This window comes from Liquorilactobacillus sucicola DSM 21376 = JCM 15457 (assembly GCF_000612445.1).
Lineage (GTDB): Bacteria > Bacillota > Bacilli > Lactobacillales > Lactobacillaceae > Liquorilactobacillus > Liquorilactobacillus sucicola.
Genome location: NZ_BALC01000001.1, coordinates 625700 through 651418 on the forward strand (window position 1 = coordinate 625700; position 25719 = coordinate 651418).

The following is a 25719-nucleotide window of genomic DNA, read 5'->3' on the forward strand; positions in this document are numbered from 1 at the left end:
CTTCATTTTAAAAAAATACTTTATCTTACTGCCTTGTTTAAAACTAATCCTTCAAGGTTGCAAATTTCTTTTCGAATTCTGTTTGGTAGACCACAAGCTTTTTATAAACACGCTCAACATCTGCGGTAGTTCCCCGCAACTCGTAAAGGTCGAGCAAAGGAAAACTAAATTTACTAGCATAGTGTTTTGCTGTCAGTCCATATTGCGCGTTGAAATTCTTATTTCCGCTTCCAACAACGCCATAGCATTTTTTATAGTTATCATCATCTTCTAAAGTTAAACGTAGCTCTTCTGTCATAATTTCAGTGTATCCATTATGAATTCCATTTCCCCCACTGAGGTAAGTCGGAACAAATGTCGCAAATGGTTCCTTCATTTCCAATTCGCCACTTGCATCTGAAACTTCAGTCGCTTCAATAAGCCTAACATTCTTATCTTGTTTGTGTTCTTCTTGCGCATATGCTGCAAGTTTGCGAACGAATGAACGAGTGTTTCCTTCGATGCTAATAAATAAAATTCTGATTGGATCGTTCTGTTTGTTGTCAACCATAAAAAAACCCCTTCTCATGAATCAAAACAATATAAGTCGTTTGCACTTGTCTGCTAGTTGCTGTTCATTACTTATTTTTTAGGTTTAGTAGTCGGATCCTCTGCAGGTACAGCCCCAAATTTTTTTGCGATCTTGAATTTCCCATTATCATCTGAACCTAACACTTTATTTTCACTTTGTTTGAATTTCCGACTCTTATCCGATAAGCTATCATACTTATTATCTAAACCAATTAAGTAATCATCATCTTTCATTGCCTCTACTTTACCCATCAAATAGCCATTACCTACTTGCGAGAAAAAATCATGATTGACAGTGGTCGTTGAGATTCCATTGATTACAATCGGATTTACATCATCGGCTGTTTCTGGGAACAATGGCTCCTCCCCTAGGTTCATCAGAGCTTTATTAGCATTATAACGAACAAAAGTCATTACCTCATCAGTCCACCCGACAGTATCATACAACAGTGCAGCATATTTTTCCTCATTCTCGTATAGTTTGTATAGGAAGTTATAAAGCCAGTCGCGCTGTTTTTGCTGCGCTCCTTCTGAGAGTTCCTTCTTGCCTAACTGAAATTTATAACCAATATATGTTCCGTGCACAGACTCATCACGCAGAATCAATTTTATGATTTCAGCGACATTATTTAGTTTATTGTTACCTGCATAGTATAATGGTGTATAAAAACCTGAATAAAAAAGACAGGTTTCTAAAAAGACATTAGCAACTTTTTTGTGCAATGGATCAGGATCGTTTTGATAAATATCAATAATCCACTGGGCTTTATTTTGCAGTAATTGATTGGTGTCGCTCCAATTAAAAATTTCATCTATTTCTGGTATTGTGTTCAGTGTAGAAAAAATTGTTGAATAACTTTTGGCATGTACAGATTCCATGAATTGAATATTATTTAAAACTGCTCTTTCATGTTGCGTCCGCACATCCTTGCTCAGAGCAGCCATCCCATCTTCAGATTGGACAGTGTCGAGCATTGTCAAACCTCCAAAAATGTGACCAACTAACCATTGCTCATTAGAGCTCAATTCCACCCAGTCATGCAAATCATTTGAGACTGGAATACGAGTATCAAGCCAAAACTGTTCTGTCAATTTCTCCCACGTTGCCTTGTCAATTTGGTCAGCTATGTTATTCCAATTGATAGCTTTTTTGTTCTCCATCATATCCGCTCCTTCTATGTATTTAAACAATCCTTATTTATTTTTATAGTTCTGCACTACATATAGTAATATATTTTCAATAAAGATACAATATATAGTTAGTATTACATTTTTTATCTTAGCGTTAAACAAACTCAAAAAACAATGATTTGGCATAGATACTTACTTAACATACACGAGTACATTAAATAAGATCATTATCGCTTAACACCCTTTTTAATTTAATCAAAGCTTTTTCCAATAATTCGATATTCTGAGTTGCGGATAAAGAAATGCGCAGAAATTCTTTTCCAATCTTAGGCCCAACGAGAAAACGATCTGAATGAAACACTCTTATTCCGTTTGCCAGCAAAAGTTTCTCAATCGATTCAGCACCCAGCTCATTATTTTTCAAGGGTACCCATTTAATAAAGGTTGGGACATTTTTTCTTACTTCACATTTTTGAGGAAAGACTTTATAAAAAATCTCATTAGCCTTCAGTCCCAACTGAATCTTTTTGTGCATAATAGTATATGCTGTCCCTGATAACAACGCTTGTGTAATAATTTCAGCATCTAATGATGATGTTTTAATATTAATACTACACAATGCTTGCAGTAGATCTTGCTGATAAACTTTCGGGAAAACCAAATAGCCAACTCGCAGTCCCGCTGCAATTGATTTAGACATGCTACAAATGTAAATACTTTGTTCAGGCAATAGAGTACTTAATTTGACTGGAATGTGTTCTTTTTCCATGTCAATAAAACCTAGGTAGTCATCCTCAATAACGATTAGTGCATTCTTCGCAATCACCTCTGCAAGCATCCTGCGACGCTTTTCTGACATTCTAATTCCAGTCGGATTAGAATAGTTAGGCATTAAGTATACCCCACGCAACTCATTACTTCTGCAAGCTCTTTCGAGGTTTTCAGGAAGCATTCCATCAGCATCAAAATCAATCGGAATTAATTTGATATTTATCATCTTAGCCAATTCAATAAGATTTGCATATGTAAAGTGATCAACCGCAATCTTATCATTCGAATTAAACAGCCCCAGCAATATAATAGTTAAAGCATTTTGCCCTCCCGAAGTAACTGCAATATTGTCAATGCTAGTTTTAACTCCCAACTTAGCTAAATAATTGACAGCAACCTGTCTTTGAAAAGTAGTCCCAGTTGCATTTTTATAGTCAAGCAAGTTTTCTAAACCATTCTGTACGGCAACATCTGCAATAGTAGTATTTAAAAACCGACTGCACTGTTCAAATGAAGAATTCAAGCCTAACTCAAACAAGGATTCTTCGTGTGGGGATGAGATAACACCAGACTTATTAGCCGTCTGTGCTATATATGTTCCCTTTCCAACTACTCCGTATGTTAAACCCAGACTTTCACTTAATTTATATGAACGCGTAACCGTTGTAAAATTAATATCTAGAAAATCCGCTAGTTCTCTTTGGGAAGGCAGTCTTGTTCCAGGAAGTAGAGTGCCCTTTTTGACATCGCTTTTCATTTTATCGACTAGCGCTTTGTAAATCGGTCGCTTAAGCTCTTCTCTCTTAGGCATCCAGGTTAAAGAATTCTGTTCAAAAATATTGATTGGCATGAGGATACCACCTCTAAAAATTAATTGTATAGCAAGTTGTTTTTTCGTAGAACATTGTAATGCATACATTTATAGTATTGATTGTACCATTTTAAATGCTACAATTTTATTATTGTAAACTTAAGGAGGCATACTGTGAAAACTGTAAAACTTGCTGCTTTTAAAATAGCACTAAAAAGCACTTTACCAATTATGACTGGCTTTTTATTTATTGGTATTACATACGGCATTTACATGCGGCAAGAGGGCTTTAATTTTCTGTATCCGACATTCATGGCTTTCATCATATACGCAGGATCTTTAGAGTTCGTCATTGCTAACTTGTTGATTCACTCTTTTGACCCGTTAGAAGTACTGCTTTTAACGTTAATTGTTAATTCACGCCACTTGTTTTATGGCATTTCAATGCTTGAGAAGTATAATACTGCCGACTGGAGAAAATACTATTTAATTTTTGGAATGTGTGACGAATCGTTTTCCATCAACTATGCCACACATGTTCCTAAAAATATTGATCGTGGTTGGTTCATGTTCTATGTGACTTGTTTAAATCATTTTTATTGGGTTTTTGCTGCGATGCTAGGTGGAATACTCGGGGGCTTCATCAACTTTAAGGTAAATGGTTTATCTTTTGTCATGACTGCCTTATTTATCGTACTTTTTCTCGATCAATTGCTCCGTGAAAAAAATCACTACAGTTCATTTTGCGGTACACTTATTTCTGCAGTTTTTTTATTGCTTTTAGGTAAAGAGTTATTCATGCCCTTCAGCTTACTGGCAATTACTGGCATTTTCTTCATCAAAGAGAATAGGAGGTAAAAATATGAACCTGCTTGAAGAAATTCTGACAATTGGTATTGCTGCCGGCGGGACGATGCTGACTCGTTTTCTCCCCTTTATCTTGTTTCCGAGCAGTAAACCTATCCCAGTTTTTATTCGTCGCCTGGGCAACTTTTTGCCTCCAGCAATCCTAGGGATGCTTGTTATTTATTGTTATAAAGATTTGCCTGCTAATTTCACTTTGGATTCACTTATTGAGATTATTGCTGGTATGATCACCGTGTTTGTTCATCTTTGGAAGAAAAACATGTTCTTATCAATCAGTTTGGGGACACTTAGCTATATTTTGCTCCTAAATTTTTTTTAAATCGAGGAATCTACGTTATATGCGGACAGCAAATACAACAGCTGACTATATACAGGGGCGTGTCGCTAGACTTTAAGGAACCTCGTGGTTAATTGAAAAGTTTGCTTGTTGATGCATATTAAATTCTTATATTTAGCTTAAAACAAATCAGCCAAGTCAAAAGATAACTTTGACCTGGCCTGCTAAAGTTTTACTAACTGGTAGAAACCGTTAACTAAACAAAAGTCTTCTCGCCTTTTTTGACAACCAGCCCGCTAAGCTTGCGACCATGTCGCACACTCCTCCTACAAATACCATAAGAGTAAGCATTCCACTTACTAACCAGCCCAAATTAGTCCACAAGAGACCACTCAATATAACTAATAATATTAAAATAAATAAAGTCGTCATCATAATTCATCGCTACCCTATTAATTTGCTCTAACTATCACTCTAATCGTAACACTTAAACAAGTTTGATGTTAGTTTCGTAAATTACTGCCTGTTATTTTATTAAATTTCACTCGCTACCAAAAGAATAAGAGCTATTATCGCGGGGAGTCCCTGCGTTAAAATGATTTTCTTAGTGGCAGTCAATGCTCCAAAAACTGCTGCTACAACCACAAAACCAATAAAGAGCAATAATCCGGGATAAATAGCTTCCGCTGGAAAGACAAATCTTATCAGTAAGATGCCAACACCAATAAAACCGTTATACAACCCTTGGTTTGCCATACTGACCTGAGCCTCTTTTTGCTTTAAATATGCTGGAGACAATTCAAAAGCCCTTTGAGCTGCTTTTGTTTGAGTCCCCCACATTTCTAAGCACATAATGCCCAAAGCTTCAACAGCCACAATGACTGTTGCGATATCTGCAAGTATCTGTATCATAAATTCTAACTTCCTTTCAACTATTGCTTAAGCGAACATGCTCCAAAATTTATACTTAAAACATGCCACGTTCTTCCGTTCTCCATTGCTGACTGAAATAGAGATAAACAAACCTTCTTATTCTTAGCTCAACTAATTTTAGCACTTTTCCTTTAAGTCACTACCATTCGTCAATTAACTTAGCAATTTGCTGATCAGCTTGTTTTATCATCAACAGTCCGATTTTTTCCCTGTCTGTAGCAACATATAGTTCACCCAGTTCGCGTAGTGAATGAGGATACTTATCTCTTTTGACCGATATTTCAAACCATTTCTCCGCCAAAAGTAAATCTTGTGGCTCCATATATCTATATGTGAACGCCAAATTATATGCCGCCGCTTCGTCACCTTCTTGAAAAGCCAAACGATAGCAGTGTGCTGCTTGCATATGATCTTCTAAAAGTTCATCGTAAACCATGCCAATTTTAACTCTTGCTCCAGCGATCCCATGTTCCAATTCGAAGCGATAAACTTCCAATGCCTTCGCAGCATCCTGTTCGTCCCAGCAGCATTCTCCAAAATATTGGAGAAAATCTTTTCCTAATGGACTTCCTGCACCCACAGCTGTCTCAAGCATTTCTAAGATGCCTCTATTATCGTTCTCTATCTTTTGTACCATTTTAATTAAAAGCTGGTATGCATGTGGTAGCTTCAACTTGCAAGCTTTATACAGTTCTTCCGCTACATCGTACTCACTTAAAATGCCAAAGTCTTTTTCTTTTTTTATGACTGTCATTAGAGTATCCATGTAACTTGTATCCGAATAAGACGTTTCATTCTCAAGGAGTATCACTTTAGTATGAATATTATATCTATACTTAATGTTTAACTGATGGTCTAGGCGAGTACACAATCTCTCAAACTTATCTTCATAACTACGCTTTTTTTTCATTTTTCAACTCCGTTCTTGAAAAATAACTTTGTGTCTAACGTAAAAGTAATTATACCACATCCATCGGTCGAAAAATTATAACTAGAAAAACATCTAAGGCTCCAAACACAAGGTGCAGCTTATTTGAATTGCCCAAGCAGCCAAAAATAAGGTGCAGCACTGAAATTAAAGCCAATTCACTCTAACTCGGCAACACCCTTCATATTCTCTTAAAACTTAGTGTTTCTCAAACAGCAATTATTGGATTTTATAAATTGCCATATTCTTAGTAATTCGAAATCTGATTGACATTATTGACATTTATGGTTGATGCACCAGGTTTCAGGGTACTTAGTAATTGAATCATCATATTAAGAGGAACACGCATCCTGCTGGCCCATTAGTCACACGCAAGAAGAACTCTGATTCCGCGCCCTTGATATGTTGCGCCGTATTATAATTGATGACAGTTGTATACTCTTAAGTATTGTTTTTTACTAATTCATTCTATTTTTAACTTTATCAAGAAAACCAGAGTTTTCCTAAAAATATCATGCAAGTATTCAGTTGTTGCAAACAAAAACCCTCTATTCATAAAGGAAGATAGGGCGAATAGAGGGCGGAGTGCAAACACCGGATGATTAGTTCCTTGTGGAGAAATAATGTTTTGAGTAAGTTTGCGCTCTCTTTCCAACATAGTATGCCTAATGCAAAACTATTTCAATGTGCTAGCACATAAAACTAATTTTCATAAGATGCAAGCGTATTCTTCGTGAAGAATACAATTTACAGAGAAACTTTAACTAACGAAAACATCTTGTTCAGATTCCAGACGTTCTGATGTTACCTGATTTTTTAATGTCTAGCAGTTTTGTATTAGGCATTTATTTTCTCTATCTCTTAGTTCATCAAAGCATCTGGAACCACGTGAGTGTTAAAATGCATCGTTCTACGCTGGATTTTAAGTTACTCACTTGTCTCCTTCTTGAAAGGATTTTCGGTAGCAATGCATTACACATATTGATTGCGCTAAGATTTTTTTGTAGACTTGAGCCAAACGGCTATCTGATCCCTCAATATTCATTTCGACTTCAAAAAGACACACTTCTAAAGCTTTTTCTAGATCACTTTGTTCCAAGCACAGTTCACCAAAAAATTGTAAATTATTCATAGCATCTTCAGACCCAGCAAGAACTTCTTTTTTTAAGTTATTTAGAATGCCTATATTGTCTTGTTCTATTTTTTTAACCATTCTGACTAATGTTAGCGTGGCTGCAGGAATCCTCATCTGACAAGCCGCATATAATTTTTCTACGGCATCAAGCTCTTTCCCATTCCATGCAGCTTTATTTCTAGCTTCCATTTTATTTGTATATCCTCCATAATCGCTATCAGTTCCGGGAAATGATGTCTCCGCCTCAATATATTTTTTATACTTGCAATTAATTACCAACTGAGGTATTAACTGCACATACAGTCTTCTGATTTTTCCTTTGTAGCTAGATATTTGCTCCATTTCTTCTGCTCCATTCACATAAAATTTCATATACCGGCACGGGATATTGCCTTGAAAACTCTTTTCTTCATAAAAAATATGTATTAAAAATAGTTCTATTTATCCGCTATTAGATAAATACGCGATTAAAGCAAAAAACTCTTTTTTAAGTCACTTTTAAGTAACTGTGACAGGACATGCACCATATTCATATTTATCTTTACAAAAAATGAAGGACTATGAGCGAATAATCAACTCTCAGTTGTCCTTCATTTTTAGAACAGATCTTTTAACTTAGAAATGGTGTTTAAAAAGAATCTAGCTCCTCAGTCCTCTATTTCTCGGTTAGTTCTGCCAGATTCCTCCAAAAACGTATCTGAAATTTCCAAACTATCGCTCCACTTAGTGCTAGCATGACGAGAGTAAATAGCCCATTGACAAGTAAGGGCATATTAGCGTACTTAATCAAGGCATAGTATCCTAAAATAAAAATTGCTGATACTATCAGTCCTCCAAATAAAAACAGCATGAACATAGTTGTTCCACCACCACGATTAAATAATTGTGTAATGTTGCTCCATGATAAATCGCGTAAACGCCAGTCACGAGCATAGTAAATTAAGCTGAACAAATATGACCCCCACGTCACGCCAATCAACACGACAACGAGATTTAAAATGGCCATATGCAACAATATCCCGATAGCTGCAGTTAACACAAGGAGATAAATCGTCTGTAAAAACCACATTGTAAGAAATTTCAAGCGCAAATATGCTTTAAATGACAAAGGGAGTGTTTGAACAAAGAATAGATTGCCCCGATCCAATGAAATTCCTAGTGCAGTTAGTGAGTATGGGCCAAGCGACATCATACTGATGGCAAAACCAACGGCAAAGAACACCCCGCAATACGTTAGTGCTGTCTTCTCAAAAACACCGCCTGTTCCACCAGATATGAGCCCTGCCCCAAACATAATAAACGGTAAAGCCATCATAGAAAGGCTCTGCATCAACAAGGTAGGATCCTGCAACAGTTTTAGATTATATCTGATCAATTGATTGGTCAGAGAGCGCGAACTTCGTGTGCGTTTTAACTTTTTCCGAGAGGATTTACCATTTTTATGTTCAACCAGTAGTTGTGGTAATAGCCAACGATCTGCCAATACTGTCAACATAACATCAATTATTATAATTCCTATGAAAAAGAATAACGCTTTCCCGCTGAGGGGCGAAACTATAATTTCGTGCAGCCAATTAAATCCGAGCAAGCCCGTCTGACTCGCAGATGCAGATTCAGCTGTATTATTGATTAATAATATAGCTGCCATCATAACTATAAATGAAACTGCCAGCAATAGGAACGTCATCAATTTTTGATGTTGCCGAAAAACCTTAGTTTGAGCTAGGCCAAAAACAATAAAGGTACATATTAAAAAGAGCAGAATAAGATATAAGATAAACAAAACGATACTGATTGGTAAACTAAAAGCCCAATTATTTGCTTTAATACCAGTAATGACAAACACCCACAAAACAGGGATGGCAAATGATAGATTAGCCATTTGGACAACCAATGCTTTTGCTAAATAAATTGTACGTTGACTAAATGGCAAGGGGAGATATGCCCCTTGATCATTGCTCTCAAAGAAAACATTATTCATGACACTAATATTTTGGCTAACCAACAGCAACGTAAATAAAGCAACAAATTTTGTGAAAGCTGCAGTTTGCTTTGCCAAATCAAATCCCAACATCATAAAACCATACAAAGCGGTAAAAAGTATCCCGATCAATATGTATTGCCGAATTAACGAAATCGTTAGTTCTCGGCCCCTTTTTCCATTTTGCCGCGCTTTATTCGTCGCTTGTGGATTGGCATAGAGAAGATTTATCTTGGTTAATTGCCATAATTGGCTCTTATTCACTTGCGTCACTTCCCTCTAATTCACTAACGATTTTCGTATCACTTTGGCGTCCAACCATATTCAAATAAATCGTTTCTAATGACTTTTCAGGCATTGTTGAAAGCAAATGTGCTACACTTCCGTTGTAAATCAGTTCACCCTTTTTTAAAATAGCAAGTTCGTCGCACAACTCTTCAGCAGTTGCGAGATCATGGGTTGAAAAAATCACCATTTTCCCTTTTTCAGCATGTGCGCGCATCAACTTCTTCAAATCATAGGCCGCCTGTGGGTCTAGTCCCGTCATTGGTTCATCTAAAACCCAGATATCCGGATCAGGCAGAAGCGCTCCAATAACAATTGCTTTTTGCCTCATTCCATGTGAAAAATCAGCAATCGGCGTGTCTATCTCATCCTGCATATTAAAAAGTGCTACCAATCTTTCCAAACGAGCTTGCTTAAGCTCACTTGGAATCTGATATGCAGATGTAATCAGATCCCAATAATCATTGGCTGTCAATTCAAGAAAAATATCTGGTGAATCCGGTACATAGCCAACCTTTTGCTTAATTGCCAGCCGATTGTCCGTGAGCTTCATCCCGTCAACAACAACATCACCACTAGTTTGACGAATAACACTCACCAAGGTCTTAATCGTTGTTGATTTACCAGCTCCATTATGACCTAGGAAACCAAAAATTTTTCCACTCGGTATTTCTAACGATAAATCTGCTAATGCAACCTTCTGACCGTACACTTTTCTTAGATGCTTGAATGTAATCAAATTATTTTTCCCCCATTTCAGTATTTTTATTTTCTCAAACTAAACCTGCTTGTCAAGTACAACTGTTACGACCATCTAACAAAATATATCCACCAGCCGTTGTCATTTAGACAATAAAAATGATCGTCAGCATTACTAGTAACGATCACCTAATCTATCTTAAAATTATTAAATGCTACTTGCTTTGGGATATGTACGAATTTTAGGTGGAATGTATGCCGCCATAAAATCGAAAATATCTTCCAATGAATCTGAAAACAACAACTTTTTCCTATCTGCTGCTGTTAGAAACTCTTTCTTCGTCATTTCATCAAACATTGTTTTTAATGGATTATAATAGCCGTTAACGTTATAGAAAACACAAGGATTAGGATTATCTCCCAGTCTTGCCCATGAGAAAGCTTCAATTATTTCTTCCAAGGTTCCCGGTCCGCCTGGTAATGCAATACTTCCATCAGAAATCGCCAGCATTGTTTGCTTTCTGACTGACATGTTTTCAACCACTTTCAAATCAGTTAACCGCGCAAAAGCTGCCCCGCGTTCTACGAGCTCTTGTGGCATAACACCATGAACCTTACCACCTTCAAACAGCACTTGCTTCGCCAAAATCCCCATTAAACCAACTCCGCCACCACCGTAAACCAGCTCAAGATCATGCGTGGCTAGATATGTTCCTAACTTAATTGCCGCTTGCTGGTAAGCGACATCATTCCCCTCAGAAGCTCCGCAATAAACGGCAATTTTTTTCATATTTTTCTCCTCTTATTTCAAGATAGTCGACGGTGAATCGAATATCATTCTACCATTTTTGGCACAAATAAAAAACTGCCAGCGCCCTAGCAGTTTACTAATCGTCTTCAAAACAAATACTCTGCTTTTCTGTTTCGACATCCAAATGTTTTAATTTTTTATAACAGAAGGTATTCAATGCTGAACATTATAAGAGCAAAAAAAAACAGCCCAGCAAGATAAAGTTCAAGCTCTTTACACTTCACTTTTCTCTTCCGATCTAACTAACTCAATCTTTAACAACCTCGAATTCTTTCAAAATCATCATCAATTTTATTAATTATCTCGCTGGACTGTTGTTGCATAAGGGATAGCCAAACTCTAACCTCTTTTCTAACTGTCTTACGACAGCTTTCTTTGCCTAACTACCGTGCAAGCATGGTGTCAAGCTTCAGATTATAGCGTTCGCTATAATCCCTTACACTTTTTATTATAAGCCTTTTTCTAATTAATGCAAGCGTTTTACTATTCTGGAGCAAACAAGAGTTTCATAGTATATTTTTTCTACTCTTTATCATATCTGGATTTGTTTTTAATCGCTTTAGTTCTAGCAAAAGTGCTAAGGATCAGATTTTACTGCTGAATCTGACTTGTTGCACCTATGTTTTATAAAAAAAGCTTAAAAAAAAGCGCTATATCTTTCACCTTGCACATTATATGTCAATGGTTGCGCATTTTTTTTAAAAACTAATACCCGTTCACATACTTGATATAAAAACTGCGGATCATGACTAATAGTTAAAAATGTAGTTGAGAATTGTTCGCGATGCTTTCTAATTACTCTAATAATACATTGCAGACTTTCTTGGTCGAGTCCAGATGAAGGTTCATCTAAAATCAATATCTTGGGATGGTGCAGAAGTGCTGTTGCAAGAACAAGTCTTTGCTTTTCACCGCCGGACAAAGTTGCTGGGTGTCTTTCTTTTAAATGACCTATCTTTAAATCTCGCAGCAACTGTTCGGCTTCAGCGGTCAGCACTGGCGTTTGTTCCAAATTTAAAAATAATTCTCTCCAGACACTGTCAGCAAAAAGCTGATATGTTGTTTCTTGCATCACATACCATACCTCTTTTTGCAGTCTCCAACGTGATGCCCTTTTATTTTCCAAGAAAATTTTACCGTGTGTCGGTGTTATCAACCCCGCCAGTAATTTTGCAAACGTCGATTTTCCGACCCCATTCTTCCCGATTAGGCCAATACTTTCTCCTGGTGTGACAGCCAGACCAATCTCTCGCAATAATTTGTTTTGCCTGCGATTATATCCAAAACTTACATTCATCGCCGTTAACAGTTTATTATCTTTTTGCTCTGTCTGTCGAATATGCGCTGCTATTTCTGAAAAGGAATCTATTTCAAGTGACCGCAAACCCATTTTACTTCTTTGTTCTGCAGTTAGACTTTTTAATTGATGCGGCGTAAATTCAGCTTTAATCTGCCCATCTTTCAGATAGATAAATCTGTCTATGACCGGTAACAGGTAAAATAAGCGATGCTCTGCAATAATCAAACTAGTTTTACGCGGCAAATTCAACAGTAAGTCACGAATATGCAATATTTCAGGTAAATCGAGATTAGCTGATGGTTCATCCATTACCAAAAGTTCAGGATTAGTCGATGTAGCTACTGCAAAAGCAACACTTTGCTTTTGTCCGCTTGAAAGTTTCGCCGGTGACTGTTTTAAAAGGCCTTCTAACTTAAAATCTGCCGTTATTTTTTCACTCTGCCGCTGTATTTCCTTTGTATCATTTAAAAAATTACCGAGTCTTAATGTTAATTCATCAGCAACATTTTTTGCAAAGAATTGATTTCGCGGGTCCTGAAAAACATTTCCAATTATCTTAGTTAATTCGTTAGCAGACCACTCAGACAGCCTTTTGTTTTTCAAACTCAATGTTCCATTTATTCGATCCTCGTTAAAAAAAGTAGCTACTCCATTGATCAATTGCAGTAATGATGATTTTCCTGAACCAGACGGGCCAATAAATGCAACTTTTTCACCGTCTTTAATCTCCAAATTGATATCCGATAAAATATTTTTTTTATTTACTAAATATTCCACGTGCTCCAGTTTTAACATTTTAAATTACCCCACTCAAACTCATAGCGGCAGACAGCAAAATCAATATCAGAAAAGCACCTCCTAAAAATGTTCCAAAGCTTTTACTGCAGAGTCGCTGTGATCTAACCTTGATCGGTTCGATCAGCCTTCTGTATAAGCCGCAACGCTCAGATCATCAATCAGTTTAGTCGTTCGCATCAATGTAGGAACTAAGTAATAGTCCATAATCAGCAGCGGTCTGCGAAAATAAATTGGGTTTCTGAAAGAAAGTCCGTGCGTTAAACGAGCTTGTCGAATTTCATGCAATTCATCACTGAGGATAGCAAAATAACGCAAGCCAACGATTAATGCCATTTGTAGTTGGTTTGGAATTTTGAAACTAGCCATTACACTCCGCAATTCATTTATCGGTATTAACCCCAGAGAAACACCAAATATCATAGTTGGCAGTAATTTAAATAAAATGGTTATCAACCAGCCCAGCAATCCAATATATGTATTCGTTGTTCTCAATATTAGAATAAGCAACAGCGAGGTTAATAGCGTCACACATAAATATTTTAAACCTGGTTTGAAGGCACCTTGTATAAAAAGGTATGCCACACCAAACAATGCCAACACGAATGATTCTGTCAAACTAACAAAGAAAGTTAGACTGATAATTAACACAAAGGTCAGTATTTGAAAGAAAGGATCTATTTTTTTAAAAGTCATCAAGATATCCTGCCTTACGAAAATGCTTGTTTAATATTTTTTCACTGATCCAACAACCAAAAACACCAAGCACAAAAGTAAAGAGTAGATTTCCACCTACCCAGAATGGATTAGTGGCAAAAGATTGCAACTTATCAATTAAAGAATCCGTATACTTCATCTTCTCAAAAAACTGTTGTCCTAAAAGATATAATGTAAACATATCGCCAAAGCCTAACCCAGCAGCATAGACACCATAAGCCAGAGCTTGACGAGAAAAATTACGATAATTTTTAGGATTGCCGCCTAATATCAATTCCCCAATGATTCCCAAAACTACAGAATATGGAAGGATAATAACAATCCCCATCAATGCATAAATCAGTCCCAAGACAAGGCTGAAGCCGAATAATGCCCCCCTTTTACCAACTCGATAGGCCATTAATAAATAAATCAGCGACACTGGCAGCAGACAAATCCCACTGATCAGCGGCCAAGCTATTGGTAGCAAAAAGCTAAATGCCACTCCCATAGCTGCCATAACTATATATGCTAAAACTGAGTATAAAACAACTGCCACATAATCCTTGCTTGTAAATTTTTTTACTTTTTTCATTATTGACCTTCTCCTTCACTCTCCATCAAGCCAACTGACGAAGTTTCATTTATTTCAAACTGCCAAAGTCTAGCAAATACCCCTCTTTTTTTCAGTAGTTCCTCTTTCGTTCCAGTTTCCACTAGTCTTCCATCATCCATAACTAAAATCTGATCGGCAGTTTCAATGGTTTTTAAACGATGAGCAACTACAACTACTGTCTTATTTTTTACCAGTTTGCTCAGTGCCTTTTGCACGTAATATTCATTTTCATAATCCAGTCCGGAGCTTGTCTCATCAAGAAACAGCAGTGGACTATTTTTCAAAATAGCACGTGCGATCGCAATTCGTTGCCGTTGTCCCCCCGAAAGCAACGAGCCGTTCTCACCAATCACTGTGTCGTACCCCATTGCTAGATCACGTACAAATTCATCACACTGTGCCAAATCGGCCGCTGCCATAATCTCCTGTTCCGTTGCATCGGGCCGTCCAATTCTAATATTTTCTCTGACTGAACTATTGAACAGTACAACATCTTGAAAAACCATTGAAACTTGTTCAAATAAAGTACTAGAATCAATGCCCTTGAGATCGACTCCGTTAAGTAAAATCTCGCCAGAATCATATGAATAAAGCTTGGACAGCAAGCGCAAGAGTGTTGTTTTACCAGATCCTGATGGTCCGACTATAGCTGTTACTTTTTTCTCTGGAATGTAGAAGGAAGATCCCTTAATAATTTCATCCTTTCCGTTATAACTAAAACGCAGGTTATTTACAGTAAAATCATAGTGCTCAAAAACTGGTTTAAGTAATGCTTGCTCAGGCTTCTTATTGTAAAGCTGTTGTAGTCTCTTAATTCTTACCTGAGTGTAACGGTATAAAGAAACATTCTCGAAAATACTGATGATCAGGCTGTTAAGACGCGTTGCAACCAATAAGAAGATAAGGAAGGTTAATAAATCTATTCGCCCTGTACTCCACCAATAACCACCAATAATTAAAATCAATCCTAAATTAAGCTGAATAATACTGGTGATCAAGCCTTGGGAAATAGCTGTAGGTAATTCTGTTCGCAGATGCTCTGTTTCCTGCTGATCTAATAACTGTTGCAGTTCTTTCTTTGTCTGTTTTACATGATTAAAGAAACGAATTTCCGGCATACATTCGATAAACTCCTGAAAAACAGAACTCTGTTTTGTTAATTGTTCCGCGTATTTTTCATGCGCTCGTTTCTCCATTCGACCTGAGAGCCAAAAAATAAAAGCTGCAAGAGGATAGGTTGCAAACAAGATTAATGTCATCCATGGATCATATATTCCGAGCCCTATTAAACACACCAACATGAAACCAAGAATTCCCGTCATTTTTGGCATTCCATGACTGAAGAAACGTTCTTGGTCAGCTACATCATTAAGTAAAATATTAGCTAGTTGTGCCGTACTGTGCTGTGAATAGTAACTGATTGGTAACTCGCGCATCTTTTTTATCAGTCGTAAACGATTAGTTTCACTTTCCTTGTAGGCTGCGACGTACAAAAAAGTGTAGTCAAAATAGTTGGTTATATAAAGCAGAATAATAACTGCTAAAACTGCTATTGCTAACGAAAATGGAGTAAAGGAAAAATTACTTTGTCCCTGTAAACTCATGATAACCACGATAAATAAAGCCATAGGCAGCATACTTGCTAAATTATTTATCAACTCCAATGAAGATGACTTAAGATAGTTTTTCGCACCTTGCTGTGATAGTGCGAATTTCTTTGCAATTTTTTCGATCATTTACCTTCACCCAATTTCCATTGCTGTGTTTGTTCATGCATTCTGATCATTTCGCGATACTTGCCATTACGTGAGACCAATTCCTTGTGTGTTCCACTTTCAACTAGTTTGCCTTGGTCGAAAACCAGCACTTGAGCTGCATCTTTAGTAATTTTCAATTTATGATCAATAACAATCAGTGTTTTCTCTGCTGCTAATTTACTAATTGCAAGCTGCATTTGAGATTCATTCTCAGTGTCAATCGAAGCAGTAACTTCATCTAATATAACAATCTGCGAAGCGCTTAAAAAGGCTTGGCAAAGTGCCAACCTTTGTTGCTCTCCCCCCGATAGATAAATGCCATCCTCACCCAATAATGTTTCCAAACCTTTAGGGAGCTTAGCGATTAAATCTTCACAACAGGCCTTTTTTAGAGCCTGATCAATTTGCTGCGTGCTTGCATTTGGATTCGCAATCTGTAAATTTTCTAAAATTGAACGGCTGAATAGTCTACTGTTTTGCGAAACATATGTTATGTGTGACATCAGCTGATTCTCTGTTAAATTCTTAATTTCAGTTTTTCCTATAAAAATTCTACCTGTGTAATTTTTATAGGCCCCAATTATAAGTCGAGCAACAGTTGACTTTCCACTGCCGCTCGCACCAACAATAACTGTCATTCTTTGCGGTGAAATATCAAAACTGATATTTTCTAAGGCTGTTTTTTTTGAATCATATGAAAATGTCACGTTTTCAAAAGAAAGCCTGTCATTTGCAAAATCTGCTGGTATGGTTGACAAGGACTCAGAAGGCGGTGTCGTTTGATGCTTAACAAACATATTGTCCACACGATCAAGTGCCTGCATAGCCAAAGTCAGGTTTTCCCCTATGTACATGACTTTGATCAGTAACAAAACGACTTGCGAACTAACCAGAAGACAAAACAAGGCGCCGGCAAAATGATCGGCATTCATTGCCCGTTTACTAAGTGTAAAAACCAATAAAAGCGGAAAAAGCTCCAGCACAATTTGATTGATCACATAGGCGCGACGGGCCGAGAAAGAGTAATTCAAGGCCCATTGCGCATAGTTAGTAATTGACGCTCTAAACTTTTTAAAAACAGTTAACGGTACGGCAAAAAGCTTGACCAGTGCAATTCCACGAATAAATTCAGTTGAAGCAGAATTCATCTCATCTAACGCATCCATATAATGTGTCATGTCATTGGTATTGCCCATCATTTTTTTTAATAAGTATAGTGAAACAATTACTATGGCTACAATAAGTACTCCATAGAACCAATTGATCATAAAAATGCTTCCCAAAATAATTACAGGTCCGACCACGCTGCGGACGATATCCGGGATATTATGTGCAACAAATGAATGTGTCAATGAAGCATTATCGTCAATAGTTTTGCGAATAGCACCAGATTCTTCATTATCAAAAAAGCTGAGACTGATCTTCAAAAGTTGGTTTATACCATACTTCCTGATGTTTTTTTCGACCCGGAAACCCGCCATATGGCTCAACCACAAAGCAACAAAGTAAGTTATGATTCCAAAAATAATTCCACCAAGTGCTAGTGCACCATACTTTTTCAAAACATTTACTGAAACTTGACCTGCTGAAGATAACGTAATCAATTGATAAATGCTGAAGTATGGAAACAACATCAGGATCGCACTCAAAGCTGAGAGAATAATTGATCCATACAAATGTTTGCTGTGGTCTCCGGCAATATCTAAAATGCGTCGCAAGTTCTTCAAATATCTAACCCCCTATATTATTTATTTTTGGTAATCTATATTATTTTAAGTTTAAGATAGCAATGCTATCTTAAACTTAAAAAATAAAACAAGCTCCACGCTTGAATAATTTCATAGTATCATTCTTATTTCAAAAGTCAATATCACTTTTTTATTTTAAGATACTCTAACCACGCCGGTGTAAAAAAAAGATAAAGTCTGCTAATAATTTCTTTTGTCTTTTCTATCGAGTAACCGTGCATTAAAATATCATAAACAGTTGCATAAAATGAGTATGTGAAAAAGTGTATGTTTTCGATCTTAATTACTACTTCAGGATCAACCAAGCCGTACTTCTTTAACTCACCTATTGCTTCAATTGTTTGTTTCTCAGAAAATAAAGTAACACGTTCCAAAATGTTATCATATTTTGACCCAGCAGCTTTAAATAAGACTAAATTTGTTATATCTTGGTGCAGATACATATACTCTATGAAGGGATCTAACTCACCATCATTTTGCCGCCAATATTTTTCGAGCGATAAATTGCGAGCTTTGCTTTCATTCAAAAAACTGTTAAATTCTTTATCATAGATCTTCTTAAATTGGATTAGGTGCGGTTCAACTAATTCTTCAATTAAATCCTCTTTGGTTTTAAAGTGTTTATAAAAAGCTCCAGTCGTAACTCCGGCTAATTTACATATCTGTCGTACACTCGCCATCTCAAAATCAGTATCCAGAAAAAGGCGCAAACCACTCTCCAGCAGCTTTTTGTGTGTTTCTTGATAATTTCTAGTATCTGTCATTTTAAGTTCTTCACCCCTAACGATACAGTTTTCCTGTCAATTGTAAGCTATAATTTTGGACAGGTAAATTTTTTCGCCTTTAAATAAAAATAATCTAATACTTTTTCTAATCTAACATTTATTAAAAACAAAAAACGGAGCTGTGCCAAAAGATAAATTTTGGTACAGCTCTCTCTTAATCTTAGTATGTTTTATTTACAAACATTAACATGTTGCAAAGCTGTAGCACGTTTTGCAACTATTTGTTGTTTTGATAGTGTTCCTCAAGAATAGTAATTATTGTTTGGCTTACTTGCAGCATAGCCTCAGTTGTGACAAATTCATATTGTCCGTGAAAATTCTCACCGCCATTGAATAAATTAGGAGTTGGTATTCCCTTTTCCGTTAGTGCATTGCCATCTGTACCACCCCGAAAGATGGATTACGGTCTTAAAGCCCAACTTTGCGTAAGCCTGTAAAATTAGTTCTGTAATATAAGGGTGCTGTTTGAGCGTTTCAGCAATGTTATGATACTGATCCTGAATTTTTAGAAAAACCCTTGGTTCATCAAATTCTCTGTTCAAGTGATCAACTATTTGCTGAAGAAGTTTCTTTTTAGCTGCAAAAGCTTCTTTGTCAAAATCTCTGATAATGATATTCAAATCTGCCTCGGCAATCGTAGCTGAAAAAGCAGTTACTAGGAAGAATCCTTCTCTTCCCCTGCTTTTCTCCGGTACTTCGTCCACTGGTAAGGCTGCTACCAATTGATTGGCAAGTGTAATCGCATTGATCATCAGGCCATAAGCATTACCTGGATGAACCGCTGTCCCTTTGATAGCTATTTTAGCCTGAGCTGCATTAAATGTTTCATTTTCCAATTGTCCAGGTAATCCATTATCTAGAGTATAGGCAAAATCGACTTTAAACTTTTCAACGTCGAACCTTTTTGCTCCCAAACCGATCTCCTCATCTGGGCCAAAAGCAAAACTAACTTCACCATGTTTAATGGCTGGGTGATCATTTAAATACTTAATTGCAGTAACAGCCGCTGCAATTCCCGCTTTGTCATCAGCGCCAAGCAATGTAGTTCCATCACTAGTAATCAAATGCTGCCCACGATAATTTTTTAGGTTAGGAAAATCACTGACCCGTAAACTAATATCATTTTCTTCATTGAGGATAATGTCCCCTCCGTCATAGGCCGGATGAATTTGCGGTTGAATATTTTCGGCTGGAAAATCAGCTGTATCAAGATGTGCAATAAACCCGAGCGGCTTAGGTGCCACAGCAACGTTAGCGGGAAGTGTAGCAACTAGATAACCGTCTTTTTCATCGTAGACCATATTCTTTACGCCGATTTTACTCAGATCATCCTTTATTACTTTGGCTAGTACTATTTGTCCCTTAGTCGTCGGAATGCTAGCACTATTCTCATCAGATCTGGTATTAATTTTGGCATATTTTATAAAAGCCTGTTCAATAAATTTCAAATAGCTTGCATTCAACTTTTTTCCTCCTAATTTGCAATATAAGCATTTTTCCAATCATAAGGAACACCTGCAGGATTGTAGGTAACATTCTTAACGTTAGGACGCAGTAATTGTGATTTTGAAACTTGATATAGTGGAATGGTTCCCTGTTGAGTCAAAAGTAATTTTTCTGCTGCCACTAACTTCTCCCAGCGCTTTTGCGGTTGGTTACCAAACGTATTTTCTGCCTCATCTGTCAACTTATCGAACTCGGCATTTTTCCAACCAGAAGTGTTATATGAAGAGTTACTTTCGTAGATATCTAAGAAATTTATCGGATCTGCGAACACTGATTGCCAAGTCTGAATTGAAGCTTCGTAATTCCCAGCATGCTGCTTAGCAATCAACTGTACAAAAGGAATAGTTGAAACATTAAGTGAGACGCCAGGCAGTTTGGCTAATGCACTTTGCAAGTATTCTACTGTCTGTTTGCTGCTATCAGTATCAGCTGTTACTATCGTAAACTGCAGTTTGTGTGTTCCGGTTTCCTTATAGCCCTTCTTCAAAAGTTTCTTCGCTTCTTGTAAATCATAGGAAACTGCTTTTTTAACATATGCCTCATCATTAAATGCCTGCTGAGTTTGCGGATTCTTACCCATTCCTGCTGGGACAAACCCTTGAGGGGCACTGAACCGTCTTGAAGCACATTTTGTGTCAAGGCCCTGCGATCAATTGCTAATGACAGTGCACGCCGTATATTGATATTTTTAAATGCAGGAATCTTATTTTGATTTAAATCAAGCCTTGTTGTAGCTGTGGGCAGACGTTTAACAAAAGCTTTGCTGTTTTTGTTGTTTTTCACTTGCTGACCACTAAGCAATGTTTCATCTACTTTTTTATCAGAATAAAGCTCATAGCTAGTCGTAGTGCTCTCTGTCACTAACTCGTTGATCTTTTTTAAGTGCACATCGTTTTTAGCCCAGTAATTATTGTTTTTAACAAGTGTCCATTTCTTATTTGTTCCTGTCCACTTAGTAAGCTTGAACGGTCCGTTAGAAACAGTGTAACGCGCCTGTGTTCCATATTTTGTTCCGTATTTAGCAACAGCCGTTTCATTCACTGGGAAAAATAACGGCCATGCTAATAATTTTTTAAAATAGCTGACTGGTTTAGTCAATTCCACTCGCAACTTATATTTTCCCAGTGCTTTTATCCCTAAGTCGTTTAAATCTTTTTTGCCCTCATTTATCTCTTGTGCGTTTTTTACCTGATAGAGATAAAAGGCATCCTGTGATGCTGTTTTAGGATCAAGTGTTCGTTGCCACGAATAGACAAAATCCTTGGCTGTCACTTTCTGTCCATTAGACCAGTCAGCATTTTTTCGCAAATCAAAGGTGTATGTTTTACCATTATTTGAGACGAGTGTCTTTGTTGCGAGTGCGTTACGTGGTATTCCATTTTTATCCAATCGATAAAGCCCCTCTTGCGTGTTCAAGAGAACGTTAAAACTCAAAGTATCTGTTGCCTTTGCAAGATCAGCAGTCGCTAAAGCCGAACCTTCAGTCCAATTTAGCGTCTGATTGGCCGCATACTTGCCATTGCTTTTGCTTGACGCATTGTCTTTACTGCCACAAGCTGTTAAAAATAGCGTAGCAATAAGGAATGTGAAACCTAATTTAAAGAAACTCTTCATCCGAATTCTCCCCCTTTGAAATATACTTCAACGTTGTGCAACAAAAAAGTCCCTCTCAAGTAGTAAATGCTACTTAAGAGGGACGAAATTGTCGTTTCGTGTTGCCACCCATTTTTAATAAAACTTCACAGTTCTATCCTTGCTAGGTATATTCTTTATACCTAAGTGCTATAATGGGCAACCCATGAGCAGTTTGTAAGAACTCACTGTTCATTCACTCAAAGACCATCTTCACGAATTCAGCCTATTACCGTTCTCATCATCCACGGTTTTCTGTAAATGGCTGCTATCCGTTACTCATCTTGTCAACGCTAAATTATTATTCGAATGCTCAGATTTTACAACATCCATATAAGCCATGTCAATTCATTGATTCGACACACAAATTGCATATCAATTTTTACTTAATAACCATTGACATAAAAAAACAGCCCTGAGAGGTAAAAAATTGGGCTCTTTCTGTTTACTTGTCTTATCGAATTTAATTAACTCTCTAGTCGTTAACAACTTTAAACTTCATCAGAGCCATTAACTTCTTCATTAGTTACCTCGCCAAGCTGCCGTTGAATAAGGGATAGCCAAACTCTAACCTCTTTTCTGCCTGTCTTTGACAGTTTTTTACTCGAATACTCACATCAATATGAACTCGAGTTTTTGATCATAGCGTTTGCTATAACCCCTTACACTCTGTATTATACAGTAATTCCGCATTTTTGCAAGCGCTTTAAAAAAGATTAAATCATGCTTCTCACCTTTATCATTGCTAACATTAAGTCATAAGGATAATGTCTATCAAAAAAAATACCAGATTGAAATTAAAACTTGATCTAGCCTTCCCTTTATTGCATATAGACGTCTAGCCGCCTGCTTACCTACACCACATTATTCGTAATTAAAATAACTCCTCGTGCTTAACTCATTTTTGGTATTCAACAATCTACAACTCTTTAAACTTAGCCAGCAGGTACTTTTAAAAGATGTGGTGTTGGACTACTGAATTTTCCCCAGCAGTTCATTCTTTTGCCGCCACTCTCCTCACCGCTTGCTAAATACCCGAATTTTGCACCTGGACGCGGCTGTCTCAACCAAATGTAACCTCCATGCAGAGAATATGCATCATACTGAATTACAGAGCCAGCTGGCAATGTACTAATGACAGCACTAGTTACTCTTGCCCCCCAACGAAGTCTGATCACACTGTCAGTAGTGAATCTACCGTGTTGATAAAACCATCTATCTCCAAAATTATCTGTGAAGCCATCTGAATGCTTATCTACAATTTTTTTGACTGTAGCCAAGGGTTTAGAATAAAAACCATTGAAGTCAAAACTCATGTCTAATTTTATACCATCAACCTCAAACGAATTTGTATACTGCCAGAGTCCTACATTTGCCACTCCTGGTTTGAATGTCCTGTAATTAGCGACCCACAAGTTTTTGGCAATTAATTTTTTTGCATCAAGCCGATTACTCCAAAACCAGCTTGCCATTGAGTAAACATCAACATGTGGATATCCTGCTTCCTTTACTCGTTGTAAAAAAATATTTGCATCTGTCGTTGCCGGATCAGAATTTTGCTCATCCTCAATATCAAGTACTAGCACCGAACCGACTGTAATTCCTAACTTACGTGCATGTTGAATAAACCAATCTGCTTCATCACATGCATCCTTTATACCTCTGAACTTTGCATAGTGATATACGTGCACCAGTAACCCCGCTATTTTAGCGTGCTTGATCTGCTTTGCTGCCTTAGGATTAACATAGGCTGTCCCCTGTGCACTGCCTTCAGTTAATTTGACAATTACTGCACGAACTCCTTTGTCAGCCAATCTCTTAAAAAAATCTGCTGTATCCGGTTGATAACTGGCTACATCAGCAACTAATTCACAATACTTGTTCATTGCTTAATTCCTCCTATCCTTGATCTTATTGCATTCCATTCTAATAACGAAGAAATCAGTCAGACTGTCAATAGTGCAAAAAGCACATTAAAAAATAATTTTTCTGGTTAATTTTTTAAATTATATGGTATACTTGGTTATAGGTAGTAGCTACAACATAAGAAAATCGAAACTTATGACTTGGCATTTAAAATTTTAGTGATATACTTACTAATTGTAAGTTAAATGAAAGGAATGATTTTATATGACAAAGTATGGTGTTGTTGTGGGTTCAATTCGTAAAAATTCTTATTCCAAAGGGGTGGCGGACGCTATTGTTGCCGGATTGCCTGAAGGCTCTGATGTGACTTATCTCGATATTGCTTCCCTTCCTTTGTACAATCAAGATTATGATGCAGATTCCCCTGCGGTGTACACAAAGTTTCGTGATGAAGTTAAAGCACAGGATGCCTTTATTTTTGTTACACCCGAACACAATAGAAGTATTCCAGCGGCATTGAAAAATGCACTGGATGTTGCTTCACGTCCTTGGGGACAAAATGTTTGGCTGGTAAACCAGCACTTGTTGCTTCACAATCAATTTCAGGAATTTCAGGAGTATTGGCACATCACGTTTTGCGTCAATCATTGGTCTTCCTAGATATGCCGACTTTGCAACAGCCTGAATTGTATATCGGTAATACTAACAAGCTTTCAGACGAAAATGGACACATCACCAATGAAGGAACTAAAGAATTCTTGGCTGGTGCTGGCAAGACATTCAGTGAATTTGCCAAAAAATTCATTTAATTAATCTATAATAGATATTGGTTCAGTTTGAAGAACTGTTTAAGGCAGCCTCTTCAAACTGAATTTTTTTGCAATACATTTGTATCCTGCTCTTAGTTTCCAAAAACAATCGTCCAACTAAATTGCCCTAAAAACCTCAGCTGCACCTAACCATGAGGTTTCAAAATTAGCCAGCATGTTTTTGCTAACTAATCTGGATAATCTTTTTTACTTTCAAGTTTTTGTTATATACCATAGAATGTACGTATAGGTGTTGAATTTTTGAATTGCTGATTGCAGTTCGCATTGAAAGGAGGAATAAAATGTCCAGCTATGAGCTCGTTGCGCGCATCCAACACTTTGAACTATTTTCAAATGCTGATAAGCATGAGATTTTAAAAAAAGATACTCTTTCGCAAGAGAAACGTGAATATCGACTAAAGCCAACAGATTTCATTTCTTTCTTGAGCGAAGTCGACTTGTATAATAATTCTCATCAAAATACTGCAAAGTTTATCAAGCATATTGAAGATTACTATCTAAATATCGGTAACAGAATTGTAAGATAAATATTTTGCTTGCGCTATGATTTCGTTGATATTACATTAAGTTTACATTTATAATTTATTAAGATATAGAATTTGCAGCTATGCTATTATTAATCTGAGGTTTTTTCTAAATAAAAAGGGATATTAGGGGGCTAGATTTTATGCACAAACAAAATGAGGAAAAATTGCATTACAAAATGTACAAAGCTGGAAAATATTGGTTGTTCAGCACAATCGCAGTATCCTCTTTTGCTGCCGGAATACAGTTGCGGCCATCATCAGAAATACTTGCCAGTCAAACTCAAAAAACATCAACAAAACAAGTAAATACTAAAAATGATTCTTCATCGCAGAAAACTGTGGTTTTAACAAGTTCTTCTTCGTCAGCAGCGAATGCTGAAACTACATCAGATTCTACCAGTTCGTCATCTGAAGCGAAGAATATTTCCACTGCCCAAAAGAATTCTTCTAGCAGTGAAAAGC

The 25719-nt window shown here is 36.9% G+C and carries 20 protein-coding genes and 3 pseudogenes; 5 read left to right on the forward strand and 18 right to left on the reverse strand.

Features of this window, described 5'->3' with window-relative positions:
- Positions 1-43 precede the first annotated feature (43 nt).
- From JCM15457_RS03090 to JCM15457_RS03100, 3 genes are all read right to left on the reverse strand, one after another.
- Complete coding sequence (locus JCM15457_RS03090) at positions 44-523, reverse strand: class Ib ribonucleoside-diphosphate reductase assembly flavoprotein NrdI (RefSeq protein WP_051993272.1); 480 nt, start codon at positions 521-523, stop codon at positions 44-46.
- A 98-nt stretch (positions 524-621) separates the two neighbouring features.
- A complete protein-coding gene (gene nrdF / locus JCM15457_RS03095; protein WP_081778174.1) occupies positions 622-1731 on the reverse strand; it encodes a class 1b ribonucleoside-diphosphate reductase subunit beta in 1110 nt (369 codons plus the stop codon).
- A gap of 184 nt (positions 1732-1915) precedes the next feature.
- Positions 1916-3322: an aminotransferase-like domain-containing protein gene (locus JCM15457_RS03100; RefSeq protein ID WP_034987346.1), complete on the reverse strand. Its 1407-nt coding sequence runs from the start codon at positions 3320-3322 to the stop codon at positions 1916-1918.
- Between the two features lie 135 nt (positions 3323-3457).
- On the opposite strand from JCM15457_RS03100, the gene JCM15457_RS03105 reads away from it, so the two are divergent.
- A complete protein-coding gene (locus JCM15457_RS03105; protein ID WP_034987348.1) occupies positions 3458-4141 on the forward strand; it encodes an AzlC family ABC transporter permease in 684 nt (227 codons plus the stop codon).
- A gap of 4 nt (positions 4142-4145) precedes the next feature.
- Positions 4146-4469 carry a branched-chain amino acid transporter permease gene (locus JCM15457_RS03110; RefSeq protein WP_034987351.1) on the forward strand — a complete coding sequence of 108 codons (324 nt, stop codon included), beginning with the start codon at positions 4146-4148 and terminating at the stop codon, positions 4467-4469.
- A gap of 492 nt (positions 4470-4961) precedes the next feature.
- Here the strand turns inward: JCM15457_RS03110 and JCM15457_RS03115 are convergent, their stop codons facing one another.
- The 15 genes and pseudogenes from JCM15457_RS03115 to JCM15457_RS11610 form a co-directional block, all read right to left on the reverse strand.
- Positions 4962-5336, reverse strand: a complete 375-nt coding sequence (locus JCM15457_RS03115) for a DUF1304 domain-containing protein (RefSeq protein ID WP_034987581.1) — start codon at positions 5334-5336, stop codon at positions 4962-4964.
- Between the two features lie 163 nt (positions 5337-5499).
- Complete coding sequence (locus tag JCM15457_RS03120) at positions 5500-6270, reverse strand: tetratricopeptide repeat protein (RefSeq protein WP_034987353.1); 771 nt, start codon at positions 6268-6270, stop codon at positions 5500-5502.
- 949 nt (positions 6271-7219) lie between these two features.
- Positions 7220-7765 (reverse strand): hypothetical protein, encoded by a 546-nt coding sequence (locus JCM15457_RS03125; protein ID WP_034987355.1) that lies wholly within the window; start codon positions 7763-7765, stop codon positions 7220-7222.
- Between the two features lie 313 nt (positions 7766-8078).
- Entirely contained in the window at positions 8079-9668 is a 1590-nt protein-coding gene (locus JCM15457_RS03130) for a hypothetical protein (protein WP_034987358.1), read from the reverse strand.
- Positions 9661-10428, reverse strand: a complete 768-nt coding sequence (locus JCM15457_RS03135) for an ABC transporter ATP-binding protein (protein WP_034987361.1) — start codon at positions 10426-10428, stop codon at positions 9661-9663. The genes JCM15457_RS03130 and JCM15457_RS03135 overlap by 8 nt, the downstream gene beginning before the upstream one ends.
- Before the next feature lie 168 nt (positions 10429-10596).
- Positions 10597-11178 carry an LOG family protein gene (locus JCM15457_RS03140; protein ID WP_034987364.1) on the reverse strand — a complete coding sequence of 194 codons (582 nt, stop codon included), beginning with the start codon at positions 11176-11178 and terminating at the stop codon, positions 10597-10599.
- Between the two features lie 658 nt (positions 11179-11836).
- On the reverse strand, positions 11837-13294 hold the full coding sequence (locus JCM15457_RS03145) for an ABC transporter ATP-binding protein (RefSeq protein ID WP_051993258.1): 1458 nt from the start codon (positions 13292-13294) through the stop codon (positions 11837-11839).
- Between the two features lie 123 nt (positions 13295-13417).
- On the reverse strand, positions 13418-13990 hold the full coding sequence (locus JCM15457_RS03150; protein ID WP_034987366.1) for an energy-coupling factor transporter transmembrane component T family protein: 573 nt from the start codon (positions 13988-13990) through the stop codon (positions 13418-13420).
- Positions 13980-14585: an MptD family putative ECF transporter S component gene (locus JCM15457_RS03155; RefSeq protein ID WP_034987369.1), complete on the reverse strand. Its 606-nt coding sequence runs from the start codon at positions 14583-14585 to the stop codon at positions 13980-13982. The genes JCM15457_RS03150 and JCM15457_RS03155 overlap by 11 nt, the downstream gene beginning before the upstream one ends.
- Positions 14585-16342 carry an ABC transporter ATP-binding protein gene (locus JCM15457_RS03160; protein WP_034987372.1) on the reverse strand — a complete coding sequence of 586 codons (1758 nt, stop codon included), beginning with the start codon at positions 16340-16342 and terminating at the stop codon, positions 14585-14587. The genes JCM15457_RS03155 and JCM15457_RS03160 overlap by 1 nt, the downstream gene beginning before the upstream one ends.
- Positions 16339-18090 (reverse strand): ABC transporter ATP-binding protein, encoded by a 1752-nt coding sequence (locus JCM15457_RS03165; RefSeq protein WP_034987375.1) that lies wholly within the window; start codon positions 18088-18090, stop codon positions 16339-16341. The genes JCM15457_RS03160 and JCM15457_RS03165 overlap by 4 nt, the downstream gene beginning before the upstream one ends.
- Positions 18091-18233: 143 nt before the next feature.
- The gene (locus JCM15457_RS03170; RefSeq protein WP_051993259.1) at positions 18234-18875 is read right to left on the reverse strand and encodes a TetR/AcrR family transcriptional regulator; all 642 of its coding nucleotides are present in this window, start codon (positions 18873-18875) and stop codon (positions 18234-18236) included.
- A gap of 238 nt (positions 18876-19113) precedes the next feature.
- Positions 19114-20359 (reverse strand): annotated as a pseudogene (gene pepT, locus JCM15457_RS03175) (peptidase T).
- A gap of 11 nt (positions 20360-20370) precedes the next feature.
- Positions 20371-22016: pseudogene (locus JCM15457_RS03180) on the reverse strand (peptide ABC transporter substrate-binding protein).
- A gap of 953 nt (positions 22017-22969) precedes the next feature.
- A complete protein-coding gene (locus JCM15457_RS11610) occupies positions 22970-23920 on the reverse strand; it encodes a GH25 family lysozyme (protein ID WP_051993260.1) in 951 nt (316 codons plus the stop codon).
- 244 nt (positions 23921-24164) lie between these two features.
- Here JCM15457_RS11610 and JCM15457_RS03190 point away from each other — a divergent pair.
- The 3 genes and pseudogenes from JCM15457_RS03190 to JCM15457_RS03200 form a co-directional block, all read left to right on the forward strand.
- Positions 24165-24709: pseudogene (locus JCM15457_RS03190) on the forward strand (NADPH-dependent FMN reductase).
- 302 nt (positions 24710-25011) lie between these two features.
- Positions 25012-25257 carry a hypothetical protein gene (locus JCM15457_RS03195; RefSeq protein WP_034987377.1) on the forward strand — a complete coding sequence of 82 codons (246 nt, stop codon included), beginning with the start codon at positions 25012-25014 and terminating at the stop codon, positions 25255-25257.
- A 140-nt stretch (positions 25258-25397) separates the two neighbouring features.
- Positions 25398-25719, forward strand: a 322-nt coding sequence (locus JCM15457_RS03200; RefSeq protein ID WP_034987380.1) for a KxYKxGKxW signal peptide domain-containing protein, incomplete at its 3' end; no start/stop codon positions are given.

Coding starts and splice junctions, on each gene's coding strand:
- nrdF (WP_081778174.1), bottom strand. CDS start 1,731: ATGGAGAACAAAAAAGCTATCAATTGGAATAACATAGCTGACCAAATT.
- JCM15457_RS03100 (WP_034987346.1), bottom strand. CDS start 3,322: ATGCCAATCAATATTTTTGAACAGAATTCTTTAACCTGGATGCCTAAG.
- JCM15457_RS03110 (WP_034987351.1), top strand. CDS start 4,146: ATGAACCTGCTTGAAGAAATTCTGACAATTGGTATTGCTGCCGGCGGG.
- JCM15457_RS03120 (WP_034987353.1), bottom strand. CDS start 6,270: ATGAAAAAAAAGCGTAGTTATGAAGATAAGTTTGAGAGATTGTGTACT.
- JCM15457_RS03125 (WP_034987355.1), bottom strand. CDS start 7,765: ATGGAGCAAATATCTAGCTACAAAGGAAAAATCAGAAGACTGTATGTG.
- JCM15457_RS03140 (WP_034987364.1), bottom strand. CDS start 11,178: ATGAAAAAAATTGCCGTTTATTGCGGAGCTTCTGAGGGGAATGATGTC.
- JCM15457_RS03145 (WP_051993258.1), bottom strand. CDS start 13,294: ATGTTAAAACTGGAGCACGTGGAATATTTAGTAAATAAAAAAAATATT.
- JCM15457_RS03150 (WP_034987366.1), bottom strand. CDS start 13,990: ATGACTTTTAAAAAAATAGATCCTTTCTTTCAAATACTGACCTTTGTG.
- JCM15457_RS03155 (WP_034987369.1), bottom strand. CDS start 14,585: ATGAAAAAAGTAAAAAAATTTACAAGCAAGGATTATGTGGCAGTTGTT.
- JCM15457_RS03160 (WP_034987372.1), bottom strand. CDS start 16,342: ATGATCGAAAAAATTGCAAAGAAATTCGCACTATCACAGCAAGGTGCG.
- JCM15457_RS03170 (WP_051993259.1), bottom strand. CDS start 18,875: ATGACAGATACTAGAAATTATCAAGAAACACACAAAAAGCTGCTGGAG.
- JCM15457_RS11610 (WP_051993260.1), bottom strand. CDS start 23,920: ATGAACAAGTATTGTGAATTAGTTGCTGATGTAGCCAGTTATCAACCG.
- JCM15457_RS03195 (WP_034987377.1), top strand. CDS start 25,012: ATGTCCAGCTATGAGCTCGTTGCGCGCATCCAACACTTTGAACTATTT.